A 12,835-nucleotide genomic window follows, 5' to 3' on the forward strand; every position below is an offset into this window, starting at 1 on the left:
TTTAATCCTTTTTCCCTTCAACAAACCAACGATCTTCTTCCAAAAACAAAAAGGTTTCCCGTCCCCAAATACAGCAGGTGTAACGCATCCCGCAGCCCCCGGCTTTCAAGCTGGCCGCCGGCCGCACGTCCAGCACCCGGTCAATTTCGAAACGACGCCCATCTTCCCAGATAACACTTTGGGGAACCAGTCCTCCCTCTTTATCGAAACGGGCTGTAACATCCACGTAAACCTTCCGTGTCATTTTATCATCTCCTTACATCATACCCTGATCCAATCATGAAATCTGCTCATGCCTATTTATGAAAGTACCCGACAGGATGAATCACATGCTCTTCTTTGGGATTGAGGCCGGTGAGTTTCCGATCCTCCAGCATCATCCCCCGCTGAATACTGAAATAGCCAAATCTTTTTCGGAGGATATCCACAGTCCGCTCCAGATCCTCCCGGCGTTTCCGTTCTGCCTCATTGATGAACAGAGAAACCTGCAGCGGTTCTCCCTCCGGAACAAAGTCCATGCCCCGGACACCAATGCTCCTTAAGGGCTTATCCCAGGAATAATTTTTGGCAAACAGCTCCAAGGCCAAAAGAGCAATTTCCCCGGACAGGTTTGTGGGCCTTTCCAGTCTTCCCTGGCGTTCAAAAACAGCCAGATCCGTATCCCGTACATGAATCTGCACCCGGCGGCACCTGAAACCATGGGACCGCATCCGGGCAGCCACGCTTTCCGCCAATACGTAGATCACCAGGCGCACATCCTCATTATTCACCAGGTCCCGGGGGGTGGTGGTACTGTTGCCGATGGATTTAATAATACCTTCATAGCCAAAGGGAGCCACGGGAGAGATATCCTCCCCGTTGGCAAAGGACCATAAAATATCCCCCCATTTCCCCAGGAGAAAATGAAGAAAATATTGACTGGTCCGGGCCAGATCCCCAATGGTACGAATCATATACCGCCTTAGTTTTTTATCTGTGGAGCGCCCTACATAGAGGAGATCGGACACCGGGAGGGGCCAGGCCAGGCTGCGAAAGTTTTCCCGGGAAAGCACCGTGGTGGCATCCGGTTTTTTCATATCCGAGCCTAATTTTGCAAAAATTTTATTGTAGCTCACGCCCACGGAAGCAGTGATCCCCAGTTGAAATTTAATACGCTCCCGGATTTCATCGGCAATTTCCTTGCCCGTGCCATAAAGTTTGGCACTGTGGGTGACATCCAGCCAGGCTTCATCAATGCCAAAAGGTTCGATTTGGTCCGTATAGGTTAAATAGATCTCCCGAGCCAAACGAGCAAAGCGGAGATAAAGGCTGAAATTGGGGGGCACCACCACTAGATCCGGACACTTTCGGCGAGCTTGCCATAAAACTTCCCCGGTTTGAATGCCTAATTTCTTGGCCGGATAATTTTTCGCCAGCACAATCCCGTGCCGTAAAGTAGGATCCCCGCCCACCACTACCGGCTTTTCCCGGAGTTCCGGCCGGTACAGACACTCCACGGAAGCATAAAAATTATTCAGATCCGCATGCAGAATAACTCGATCCAAGAAAAACACCTCACATCTAGAACATGTGTTTGGTTAAAGTATAGCGGCTTTCTCAGAAAAAATCAAGGCTGGGCAAGGATAAAAATATTCTTAAATTTGATAGAATCACCTGACAGAATATGTTATACTGAAAAAAAGATTTGTCTTACTTTAATAGCAATTCCCCATCATTATCATTATAAAGAAAATTTGGCTTACGCCAAGCCGAAGGCTTTGCGTAAGCCTTCGTTGCACTCAATAAAATTCCGGACTGATTCCTAAACCAAGATAGGAGGAAAAAAGATGAGTTTTTTCACTGATCAAATACAAAGTCACAAGGGTTCCAGCCCTTGCCTGTTTTATCCTATGGCGCCCAAAATGGAAATTTCTATGACGGAGCTTTTAACGGACAGTAAGGTGCAGGAACGGGTGCTGACGAAAATAGCCCACGGCTATCCTGTAAATGCCGTGATCCGTATGACCGAGCTTTGGTGCGAAGGAGCCTCCTTCGGTATGTCTTGCACTATAGCAGATGATTCTTTTCCCCGGTTAGGTGATCCCATATGCACAGAGCCCCAAGCTCTGGCAGATGTAAAAATCCCCCAAATTGAAAATAAGACCACCGCCCCCTTGATTGAGGCAGTGCGCCTGGCTGTGCCCAAGATAGAGAAGCCTTTAATTATCGGTGTCACGGGCCCCTTTACCCTGGCTTCTGTTTTGAATGGTGTCGAAAATATTATGATGACCTGTATGACAGCCCCGGATCAGATTCACGATTTTTTAAGCCGCATCACGGATTATATAATTGAATATATCTCTGCCTATAAATCTGTGGGTGCCGCGGGAATTATTTTAGCGGAGCCTTCCGCCAGCATGATCTCCCCCGCCATGATGGAGGAATTCTCCAATGCTTATATTCAAAAAATAATCAAAGCCGTGCAGGACGACACTTTCTCTCTCATCTATCATAATTGCGGCGCCGTTAATCCCCATTTAAAGACCATCTCCCAGCTGGATGCAGATGCTTTCCACTTTGGCAGCGATGTGGATATGGGTCTGGCTCTGGATATCCTGGGCAAGAATAAGTTTGTCATGGGCAATGTTGACCCCCGTTTATTTATCACAGCCACACCCGATGAAATCGAAAAGCAAACGACAGCGCTCCTGAATACCTATGGAGAGAGAGACAATTGGAGACTCTCCACAGGATGTGATTTGTCGCCGGATTCCTCCATGGAAAATGTGGAATGTTTCCTGCAGACAGCAAATCGTTTTTAAAAAAGTTTTACTCTATAAAAAGCCTCTGCATGGCACTTATCCATGCAGAGGCTTTGGTTTTACTTTCAGAAGGTATAGGTTTGTAAATGATGAAAGTATAAGTGCAACTACGGCTTCCGCCGTCGCCAGAGGCTTGGCGTAAGCCAAGTTTCCTAATGAATTTCAAGTATTAAATTGGCATTAAATTACCCCATAATTTTACTTAGGGCCATTTCCCGACCAGCTTCCAGGTGATCCCGCCGCAAAATATCCAGGGCTTCCAGGAAGCGTTCCTCCCGGATCGCTTCCACAAATTGATACAGGGCCTCCAGAACCTCCCTGACATAGCCTGTTTCCTTTTGGGCGTTAATGCCAATGCGGATCAATTCATCCTGATTCCCCCGATAAATACGGTTAATGCGCTCATTTCCATAGATGCTGACAATCTCCATATGCATTTCCGTATCTGCCCGTTCCCATTCGTATGGATCCCGCTGAGCTGCCTTCATCCGCACTACTTTCTCCTCAATGCGATGAGCATACTCCCAGGTCTTTTCCTGATCAAAGATCATTTTTAAAGCATTTTCCTCCAATAAACTGCGTAATTGAAAAATCTCCAGGACATCCTGACGGGTGATTTCCTTGACGCGCATTTTTTTGCGAAAATCAGCGACAATCCAGCCCTCGATTTGCAAACGATGCACCGCCATACGCACCGGCATGCGGCTGGTCTTCAGTTCTTCTGCCAGCTTCGCTTCCGTGAGAAAAGAGCCGGGAGCATAGGTCAGATTTAATATTTTTCTCTTAATATTATCATAGGCCATCTCAGACAAAGATTGATGATTATCCATCAAGCTACCTCATTTCCGTTCACATATACCGGTACCCCCGGTTTCTGCCCCGCAAGAAATCCGGCCCGCTCCAAAATCCATGCCGGTGAGGGAGGCAGCAACTTCTTGAAAGCGTAGTCCCGGCCCAAATGGCTGTAGGTCTCCTTGCCTAAACGATGATAGGGCAGGATCTCGATCCCTTTAAGTTTTTTGAGGGAGCGGCAAAATGCTCCTGTTGCTGCCAGATTATCATCAGAATCGTTAAGACCCGGGATCAGAGGAATACGCACCATGATTTCCACGGGATGGGAAGACTGATCAATGCGCCGGATATTGTCCAGAATCAGGCTATTATCCACACCCACCCATTGCTGATGAAGATCACGATCCATCAGCTTTAAGTCTACATAGAGGTTCTGCAGGAAGGGCAGGATCTTTTCCATTTCGCCCCAGGGAGCATAACAGCTGGTTTCCAAGGCGGCAGGAATGCCCCGTCTTCCACACGCCCTGAGCACCGCTGCCGTAAAATCAACCTGACTTAAAGCTTCACCTCCGCTGACGGTTACCCCGCCTCCGGAGTGGAAAAAGAAAATTTCATCCTTGGAGATTTCTTTAATAACTTCTTCAACAGTCATAATGCTCCCATATTGCTTCCAGGCCCTATGGGGGCATTTGACGACACAAAGAAAACAACGACTGCATTTGGTCTGATCAACTGACACCTTTGACACCTTTGATACCTCTGAACTTAAATGCAGAGCTCCGGCGGGACAGGAGGCAACACAACGACCGCATCCCATGCAGCGTCCTGCGTCGTATCCTTTTTCCGGCGCCCGGCATTGGGATTCCGGGGTGGAGCACCAGGAGCATTGCAGGGGACAGCCTTTTAAAAACAGCACTGTGCGGAGTCCTGCTCCGTCATGAATGGAGGTGCGCTCAATTCTAAGCACTGTACCCATAAGCGACAAATCATCCTTCATCCCATCACCCCACTGAGATTCCATGCTGCACCGTACGTCCGATGATATCATCCTGAACGTCTTTGCCCAATTCCACAAAGTAGGCGGTATATCCGGCCACCCGCACCAAAAGACCCCGATAAGCCTCCGGATTTTTCTGGGCCTGAATCAGTTTTTTCTGGTCAATGACATTGAACTGCACATGATAAACCCCCAGGCTGCACATGCTCTTGAGGAGGGCCATCATCTGAGTAATGCCGTTTTCTGTAGCAAGCATGGCCGGTTCCACCTTCATATTTAAAAGAGTCCCCTGAACAAAACGGTCATGGGGAATATTGGCAACGGATTTCAACACCCCGCTGGGCCCGTTGACATCAGTCCCTCCGCTGGGGCTGACCCCGTCCGCCAAAGGCTTCCAGGCACGGCGTCCGGAAGGTAGAGCACCCACCTCCAAGCCAAAAGGGGTATTTCCGGAAACAGGCAAAATGCCTGGTGTCATCCGGCCGAATTTGCTGCTGTATTTTTCAATTTCGTCCGCGATAAAGGTGAGGAGATCCCCCGCCAGATCATCAACCATGGGATCATCATTGCCATATTTGGGAGCATCCAGGCAGAGTTTTAAAAGATCCCCACGCCCTGCAAAATCCTGATCGAGAGCAGTTAAAAGTTCCTCCATGGTCATCTGCTTGGTTTCATAAACAAGATGCCGTACCGCGGCCACACTATTGATCAAATCCGCTACGCCAATTAAAATAATGCCATTGCCCACATTGTATTTAGCGCCTCCCCAGGCGTAATCCTGACACTTTTCAATACAATCTTTGAAGGTCAGGGACAGGGCAGGGACAGGACGATTCATACAGATTTCATCGATGACATGACTTCCTTTTACCACTGCCCGGACAGCATAAGCGATTTGACTTTTCAGCGCCTCCAGAAACTCCTGATAAGTTTCAAACCGGGCGGCATCCCCGGTGCAGCAGGAAATCGTTTGGCCGCTCTTCCTGTTTTGCCCATTTAGAAGGGCAAATTCCACCATGCTCCCCAAATTAATATCCGCCAAAGCTGTGTATTGACGCATGCGCCCTTCCAAATTAGTCTCTACGCAGCCGCAGGGGTTCCAATCAAAGGCTTCTTTTAGAGGTACCCCTTTGTTCATAATCATGCGAATTCCCATATCATCATTGTGAAAGGCGGGGAATCCCGTGCCCAAGCTGATTAATTCCACGACCTTGCGCAAAAAGGCAGTGGGGTTCTTGGCCAGACTATAACGTACTGACAGGGAGGGTTGATATAACTGCACATCCATGGTGGCCTGGAGCATCATATAGGACAGATCATTCACCGCATCCCGTCCGGTTCCGTCCACGCCCCCGACGCAGACATTTTGAAACATGGGGTAACCTGCGGCAAACTCCGCGGTGATCGCATCCTGGAAAAGACAAGGCTCGCTGAATTTTACCCATAAACAATCCAGAAGCTCCTGGGCCTGCTCCGGGGTAATACGTCCGGCCTTCAGATCTGCCTGATAATAGGGCCAGAGATATTGATCCATGCGTCCCGGATTATAGCTGGCGGCATTTTGTTCCATAAAAATACATATTTGATAAAAATACAAAGACTGTATGGCTTCCCGGAAGGTACGGGCAGGAAACGCCGGCACCCAGCGGCACACCCGGGCGATCTCCTCCAGTTCTTCCTTGCGCTTAGGATCTTGCTCTGAAGGGGCTAATCTTTCCGCTGCTGTGGCATATCGCTCCGCCAAATCCATAATCCCTTCCGCAACAATCCGCAGAGATTGTAAATAATAATCCTTTTCGTAATCCCCGGGGCGGGTCAGGTCAAATTGAGCCTGGCGGATATCTATTTTTTGGACAATCCCGGTAATCCCCTCCCGGATCAGCCACTCGTAGCCGGCTGTCGTTTCACCAAAGCCGCGCACCGCTTTCCGGTCAATGTAGATTACCCCGTGATCCCGTAATTCCCGGGTATCCTCGGGGATTTGAGCCAGCCATTCCTCATAGTTGGAACGTCCTCTCCAATATGGACGGATTTCTTCCTCGAAAATTTTCCGATCCTCCTCCTTCAATTCAAAAGGATCATAGCGCCGTGCACTGATGGTATCCAGTTCATCATTTAACACGGACCAGCAAGTATCGGCACACAAAATACCTCCCCGCAGCTTGCTGCCGGAACAGCCCACAATCAGTTCGTCCTCCCAGATGGTCACCGTCTTTTCCCGGCATTGCCGGCGAAAAGCCCTGGCCTTCTGTAACACCAGGGGCTCCCCTCCTGCTTCCTGAAAGCCTGCAGTGAGAATACGGGCATTTTCCAAATCCATTTCCGGCCGGGTATGAAGGACTCTTTCTTTCAAACGATTAATACGCTTCATATATGAGGGGTTTTCAATGGACTCTGTCATTATGGACACCTCCCAGAATATTTAAACTTACCAGGTTTATTATTTTATGTATCATAACGGAGCCCATATTTATTTTGGGATCCCAAATGCATAATAACATATGAAAAATATTTTTTCAATATAATCTCATTTTGATTATTTTTCTTTGGTTCAGAAAGATGAATGATCATATTTGTCACTCTCTGCAAGTCATCTTTCGTGGGTAATAGTGACAATTAGTTCTCGGATAAATCCTTGTCTCTGGGAGAAAATAAACTCTATCAAAGGATTAGGGTGAAATGATATGAAAAAAATAAAGGACAGATTTGCTTTAGGTATTATTTGCGGCTTAGGAGGCAATATCAGCAAACGCATCCTGGAAAACTATTTTATTAAAATCGGGTTTTCAAATAGTAGCGGAAGAAAAACCGCCGCCGGTATATTTCTTAAAAAACATCAAATCTCCAAACCTTATGGCAAAGTGGTTGGTGAAATTGCCGATCATATGATTGCCGCCGGACTGGGTGTCACCTGTGTCTATTGGCTCTCCTTTATGGGAAAGGATCACTACCTTTTAAAGGGAGGCGGTCTGGGGGCAGCGGAATGGACATCCCTATACGGGGTGGCGTCACATTTAGGAGCAACCCACATTTTCCCGGTTAGCCCCAAAGATGCCGTGGCAAACTTTCTTTCCCATGTGGCCTTTGGCACCACAAAAACATTTCTAGCCGTCCGTCTGGGAGATGAAGAACTGTTTAACCCACGAAATTTATCCCACAAAATTAATCATCATCAAAGGCAGTTTTCTATTCCTTTACGAGGAAACGATAGCCTTTGTCCTCCAGCGGCCGCTCCGATAGCAGATCAGGGAGATCAAACAGTAACAGCCAGCGTTCCAGGCTGCAGGCAGACTTAAATATATGGAACGAAAATCAATGAAAGCTGCCGCCATGAGATAAGAAAACCGCCTCTACAGATACCTGCTGGTTCTGTTACGACGGTTTTATTTAAGACATTGGTTAGCTTTAGCTATTTATCAAATTCCAAGACTCCCATTTCTATAAGTGGGAGTTCCTATTTTACCTCAGGTGGGGTAGATTCCCCATCTGAAGCCCCGATGTCCAGCTTTAGCTGAACGAGTTCACTCTATCACTTTATATCCCCGTGATATTCCTGGAGACTCTTGGGTGCGGTATTGTCCCGGGCTTCAAGAAAGGCTTCAATCCCAGCTGCGCTGGCCTTGCCCGCGGCAATGGTGGTCATATAAGGTACATGATGCTTAATCGCAGCCTTCCTCATGTAGGAATCATCCTTTTGCCCTACTTCCCCGGTGGGGGTGTTAATAATAAAATGAATCTCCCCATTGGTAATACTGTCCAGAATGTTGGGCCGGCCTTCGAATAATTTTTTGATCATTGCGGCGGGAATGTTGTTTTCGATCAGAAAACGATAAGTTCCTTCTGTAGCCTTAATCTCAAAACCTAATTCGGCAAATTTTCGGGCAGCATCCAACACATCTGCTTTATCCTCATTCCGTACACTGATCAGCACCGTGCCTTCTGTAGGCAAGGAGCTCTGGGTAGCTTCCTGAGCCTTATAGAAAGCCATGCCGAAAGAATCGGCCAAACCTAAAACCTCTCCGGTAGAGCGCATCTCTGGCCCCAGTAAAGGATCGACTTCCGGAAACATATTAAAGGGGAAGACCGTTTCTTTGACCCCAAAATGAGGAATCTTCCTGGCCTTTAAAGCGGTCACATCGTATTTTTCACCTCGTGCCTCAGCCATCATGATCTCCGTGGCAATGGGTACCATGGAAATATTGCATACCTTGGAGACCAAAGGCACAGTACGGGAGGCTCTGGGATTGGCTTCCAGCACATAAACCTGATCCTGATAGATAGCGTATTGAATGTTCATCAGACCCACAACATTTAACTCAATGGCAATTTTTTCGGTATATTCATTGATCGTCTTTAAGTGCTTTTCAGGGATCGTGATGGGAGGAATCACACAAGCGGAATCACCGGAATGAATGCCTGCGTACTCCACATGCTCCATCACTGTGGGCACAAAAGCCTCCGTGCCGTTAGAAATGGCATCAGCTTCTGATTCAATGGCATGTTCCAAAAACTTATCAATTAAAATCGGATTGTCTGAAGACAGATTTTCAGCTCCGCTGATATAACGGCGCAGCATTTCCTCATTGTAAATGCACTCCATGCCCCGTCCGCCTAACACATAGGAAGGGCGTACCATTACAGGATAACCAATCTTACGAGCAATGGTTAAGGCTTCTTCCAGGTTGCCCGCCATCCCCGCCTCCGGCATGGGAATGTTTAATTTTTCCATGGCCATTTTGAACATATCCCGGTCTTCTGCCAAATCAATGGATTGCAGAGAAGTACCTAAAATGCGTACCCCTTCCCGGGCTAATTCCCCGGCAATATTCAAAGGAGTCTGTCCGCCAAATTGCACAATAATCCCAATGGGGTTTTCCTTGCGGTAAATGCTTAAAACATCCTCTACCGTAAGGGGTTCAAAATATAATTTATCTGAGGTATCATAATCCGTGGATACGGTTTCCGGATTACAGTTGACAATAATGGTTTCGTAACCCATTTCCCTGAGGGCAAGAGCGGCATGAACACAGCAATAGTCAAACTCAATCCCTTGACCGATCCGATTGGGGCCGCCGCCTAAAATCATCACTTTTTGCCGGTCACTGACCTGGGTCTGATCCGGTGCATTATAAGTGGAAAAGTAATAATAGGTATTCTCTACCCCGCTCACCGGCACCGCCTCCCAGCCTTCCGTAACGCCTAAAGCAATGCGCCGGTCACGGATTTCCTTTTCCGGCAGTTCCAGGATGGCCGCCAGATAACGGTCGGCAAAGCCGTCTTTCTTGGCGCGAACCAAAAGATCATCAGGAAGGCGGCTATTTTTGTATTGAAGCAGCTCCTCCTCCAGAAGAACCAAGGCTTGCATTTCTTCGATGAACCATTTTTTTACAAAGGTCAGACGCTGCAGTTCTTCAATATCGGCGCCCTTACGTAAAGCCTCATACATAAGGAAATGCCGTTCACTGGAGGGTTCCGCCAAGCGGTTCAGTAACTCTTCTAAGGAGAGCTCATGAAAGTCCTTGGCAAAACCCAGTCCGTAACGGCCGATTTCCAGGGAGCGAATTGCTTTTTGAAAAGCTTCCTTGTAATTCTTGCCAATGCTCATCACTTCCCCGACAGCTTTCATCTGGGTGCCTAATTTATCTTCTACACCCTTAAATTTTTCAAAGGCCCAGCGGGCAAACTTAATTACCACATAGTCTCCGGAAGGGGTATATTGATCCAAAGTCCCTTCCCGCCAATAAGGAATCTCATCCAGGGTTAAGCCAACGGCCAGAAGGGCGGAAACAAAAGCGATGGGAAAGCCGGTAGCCTTGGAGGCCAGGGCAGAGGAGCGGGAGGTCCGGGGGTTAATTTCAATAACCACGATTCGATCCGTCTTGGGATCATGGGCAAATTGGACGTTGGTGCCGCCAATCACCTCGATGGCTTCCACAATATCATAAGCATATTTTTGCATCCGTTCCTGCAGTTCCCTGCTGATAGTCAGCATGGGGGCAGCACAAAAAGAATCCCCGGTATGGACACCGATGGGATCAATATTTTCGATGAAACAAACGGTAATCATTTGATTTTTGGCATCACGCACTACTTCCAGTTCCAACTCTTCCCAGCCCAGAACAGATTCTTCTACCAGTATCTGTCCCACCATGCTGGCGGCAATACCCCGGTTGGCTACTGTTCTTAATTCTTCAATGTTATAAACCAGGCCGCCGCCGGTGCCCCCCATGGTATAGGCAGGGCGGATAACCACCGGGTAACCCAGCCGGTCTGCGATTTTTTCCGCTTCCTCCACAGAGTAAGCAGGTTCACTTTTTGGCATCTCAATGCCCAGTTTATTCATGGTTTCTTTAAAAATGATCCGGTCTTCGCCTCGTTCAATGGCATCCACCTGGACACCAATTACTTTCACACCATTAGCTTCCAGAACACCCTGTTTCGAAAGCTCCATACATAGATTGAGGGCAGATTGTCCGCCTAAATTAGGCAGTAAAGCATCCGGTCGCTCTTTTTCGATAATAGCTGTTAACCTTTTCACATTCAGGGGTTCGATATAGGTGGCATCCGCCATGGCAGGGTCGGTCATAATAGTGGCCGGATTGGAATTTACCAACACGATTTTATAACCTAATTTCCTGAGGGCTTTGCATGCTTGTGTACCTGAGTAATCAAATTCGCAAGCTTGACCGATAATGATCGGTCCGGAACCAATGATCAAAATCTTATCAATATCTAATCGTTTTGGCATAGTCGTTCCCTCATTTCATATATTCTCTACCGCTCTAATATTGTAGTATATAGCTTTTTTTCTATTTTTACAATGTTAAATCGATAAAATTCAACAAGTTTTTCATAGCCCACAATTGCAAGAGTAAATCCGGGCTTTTAAAAAAATACACAGCATCAATCCATTCAGCTGGGACTGATACTGTGTCAGAAATAAGCTTAATTCGGTTTTTCCTTGCGGGAAAGATTTTCTTCCTGCTTCTCTTTTTCCGGATGTTGACGGCAATGATCCAGCACACAATTACCTTGTTCGTCTGCCATCATACAATCCTCCATATATTTGACACATCGGCGCCAGCCATCGTTTTCACTGACGAAAGCCCTGCTCATTTTGAACCACCTTTCTTTAACCAATGATCATTTTTGGTAAAATTCCCAGCCCTTTTGGCGTAGTTTTTCTTCCCAGGTCATTTGTAATATTGCTAAATCCTCCGAGTAATCGGTTTTAGATTCATCTTTATCATAAGGCAGATACTCCAGGATCTCCATGGTGAAGTTTTCTTCACCATGCTCCTTCCAATCCTTTTGCAAGCCTTGGTTCGGGTGGGAGCCGGCTGTCAATTGAAACCGATAACGATTGATTTTGGCCGCCGCATTTTGCACACCTTCGATATAACACTTGTTGCTAAGGTGGGAATGAATCATCATCATACCCATGGGAGGTTTCATTTCTTTATACTGCATTTTTAGTTCTTTTTTTCGATCCATCGCATGCCCCTTCATTCTTATCATCTTATTTACATCACCGGTTTGACTAACTAATATCCCATTTCTTTTAAGATTCTTGATAATGCCCTGAGCCGCTCCCCAAGGAGTTCGTCATCATTACTCAAAGCCTGGCTGAATAATTTAATATCTTCATCGATTTTTTCATTGTCCGTGCACACGGCCACGGTCATAGCGTCACCCTGCAAACCAATCCTATCGATTATGGGATTTTCAGGGTCATATAATTTTTCAAAGCGATAAGCATCTTGAAAATGCATTTTCGCCCGGCAAAGGAAAATTGCCAGATCAAGTACTCGATGTAAAGGCATTTCTTCCGACTGCCGGGACCACTTTTCCCCCGTATGCCGCCATATTTTGGCCGAAATATCTACCTTGCCCCGGTCATTCCACTGTGCCAATCCCAGTGATATTCCTTTGGCATCAGAATGATAGGCATTTCTGCCGTCGACATTTTCGTAGTTATCGGCGACAATAACCGGTTTATGCTTCAAAGTCGTTGGTATTTTCACTTTTTCCCCTCCAATAATGGCCCCGATTAATGCATCAATCTATGAAACTATCAATCAATGGGCTACCCTTTCATCTATTAATTTACTAGGTTTATAAATTAGTATATTACTAATCAGCATTTTTGTCAATTATAAAAAATCTAATATTTAGTTGAACCAATCAGGAACTCAGCGTCCGTTATTCCCCACATATTTGGTGACATTCCTGTTCCATGAAAAAT

General features: G+C 46.9%; 11 protein-coding genes. 2 read left to right on the forward strand and 9 right to left on the reverse strand.

What is annotated here, in order from left to right; genetic code table 11:
* Position 1 precedes the first annotated feature (1 nt).
* Together CEQ75_RS16250 and dinB are read right to left on the reverse strand one after the other, a co-directional pair.
* Positions 2-244 (reverse strand): hypothetical protein, encoded by a 243-nt coding sequence (locus CEQ75_RS16250; RefSeq protein WP_089612132.1) that lies wholly within the window; start codon positions 242-244, stop codon positions 2-4.
* A 52-nt stretch (positions 245-296) separates the two neighbouring features.
* Entirely contained in the window at positions 297-1,544 is a 1,248-nt protein-coding gene (gene dinB, locus CEQ75_RS16255; RefSeq protein ID WP_089612133.1) for a DNA polymerase IV, read from the reverse strand.
* 282 nt (positions 1,545-1,826) lie between these two features.
* Between dinB and CEQ75_RS16260 the strand changes: the two genes are divergently transcribed.
* The gene (locus CEQ75_RS16260; RefSeq protein WP_089612134.1) at positions 1,827-2,801 is read left to right on the forward strand and encodes a uroporphyrinogen decarboxylase family protein; all 975 of its coding nucleotides are present in this window, start codon (positions 1,827-1,829) and stop codon (positions 2,799-2,801) included.
* 185 nt (positions 2,802-2,986) lie between these two features.
* Here the strand turns inward: CEQ75_RS16260 and CEQ75_RS16265 are convergent, their stop codons facing one another.
* The 3 genes from CEQ75_RS16265 to CEQ75_RS16275 are packed head-to-tail and all read right to left on the reverse strand — an operon-like array spanning position 2,987 to position 6,991.
* The gene (locus tag CEQ75_RS16265; protein ID WP_089612135.1) at positions 2,987-3,631 is read right to left on the reverse strand and encodes a GntR family transcriptional regulator; all 645 of its coding nucleotides are present in this window, start codon (positions 3,629-3,631) and stop codon (positions 2,987-2,989) included.
* The gene (locus CEQ75_RS16270; protein WP_242965283.1) at positions 3,631-4,614 is read right to left on the reverse strand and encodes a glycyl-radical enzyme activating protein; all 984 of its coding nucleotides are present in this window, start codon (positions 4,612-4,614) and stop codon (positions 3,631-3,633) included. Before CEQ75_RS16270 ends, CEQ75_RS16265 begins: the two co-directional genes overlap by 1 nt.
* A complete protein-coding gene (locus tag CEQ75_RS16275) occupies positions 4,595-6,991 on the reverse strand; it encodes a glycyl radical protein (protein ID WP_089612136.1) in 2,397 nt (798 codons plus the stop codon). Before CEQ75_RS16275 ends, CEQ75_RS16270 begins: the two co-directional genes overlap by 20 nt.
* 283 nt (positions 6,992-7,274) lie before the next feature.
* Between CEQ75_RS16275 and CEQ75_RS16280 the strand changes: the two genes are divergently transcribed.
* Positions 7,275-7,886 carry a hypothetical protein gene (locus CEQ75_RS16280; RefSeq protein WP_198306575.1) on the forward strand — a complete coding sequence of 204 codons (612 nt, stop codon included), beginning with the start codon at positions 7,275-7,277 and terminating at the stop codon, positions 7,884-7,886.
* A 233-nt stretch (positions 7,887-8,119) separates the two neighbouring features.
* Here the strand turns inward: CEQ75_RS16280 and carB are convergent, their stop codons facing one another.
* The 4 genes from carB to CEQ75_RS16295 all read right to left on the reverse strand — a co-directional run bounded on the left by carB (position 8,120) and on the right by CEQ75_RS16295 (position 12,614).
* Positions 8,120-11,338, reverse strand: a complete 3,219-nt coding sequence (carB, locus tag CEQ75_RS16285) for a carbamoyl-phosphate synthase large subunit (RefSeq protein WP_089612137.1) — start codon at positions 11,336-11,338, stop codon at positions 8,120-8,122.
* 197 nt (positions 11,339-11,535) lie between these two features.
* Positions 11,536-11,706, reverse strand: a complete 171-nt coding sequence (locus tag CEQ75_RS18750; protein ID WP_198306576.1) for a hypothetical protein — start codon at positions 11,704-11,706, stop codon at positions 11,536-11,538.
* Between the two features lie 27 nt (positions 11,707-11,733).
* Positions 11,734-12,084, reverse strand: a complete 351-nt coding sequence (locus CEQ75_RS16290; protein ID WP_089612138.1) for a GIY-YIG nuclease family protein — start codon at positions 12,082-12,084, stop codon at positions 11,734-11,736.
* A gap of 50 nt (positions 12,085-12,134) precedes the next feature.
* Positions 12,135-12,614: a DUF6530 family protein gene (locus tag CEQ75_RS16295; RefSeq protein WP_089612139.1), complete on the reverse strand. Its 480-nt coding sequence runs from the start codon at positions 12,612-12,614 to the stop codon at positions 12,135-12,137.
* Between the last annotated feature and the right edge of the window lie 221 nt (positions 12,615-12,835).

The sequence above is a fragment of the Dehalobacterium formicoaceticum genome (genome assembly GCF_002224645.1).
Lineage (GTDB): Bacteria > Bacillota > Dehalobacteriia > Dehalobacteriales > Dehalobacteriaceae > Dehalobacterium > Dehalobacterium formicoaceticum.

Coding starts and splice junctions, on each gene's coding strand:
- CEQ75_RS16250 (WP_089612132.1), bottom strand. CDS start 244: ATGACACGGAAGGTTTACGTGGATGTTACAGCCCGTTTCGATAAAGAG.
- CEQ75_RS16260 (WP_089612134.1), top strand. CDS start 1,827: ATGAGTTTTTTCACTGATCAAATACAAAGTCACAAGGGTTCCAGCCCT.
- CEQ75_RS16265 (WP_089612135.1), bottom strand. CDS start 3,631: ATGGATAATCATCAATCTTTGTCTGAGATGGCCTATGATAATATTAAG.
- CEQ75_RS16270 (WP_242965283.1), bottom strand. CDS start 4,614: ATGGAATCTCAGTGGGGTGATGGGATGAAGGATGATTTGTCGCTTATG.
- CEQ75_RS16275 (WP_089612136.1), bottom strand. CDS start 6,991: ATGACAGAGTCCATTGAAAACCCCTCATATATGAAGCGTATTAATCGT.
- CEQ75_RS16280 (WP_198306575.1), top strand. CDS start 7,275: ATGAAAAAAATAAAGGACAGATTTGCTTTAGGTATTATTTGCGGCTTA.
- carB (WP_089612137.1), bottom strand. CDS start 11,338: ATGCCAAAACGATTAGATATTGATAAGATTTTGATCATTGGTTCCGGA.
- CEQ75_RS18750 (WP_198306576.1), bottom strand. CDS start 11,706: ATGAGCAGGGCTTTCGTCAGTGAAAACGATGGCTGGCGCCGATGTGTC.
- CEQ75_RS16290 (WP_089612138.1), bottom strand. CDS start 12,084: ATGGATCGAAAAAAAGAACTAAAAATGCAGTATAAAGAAATGAAACCT.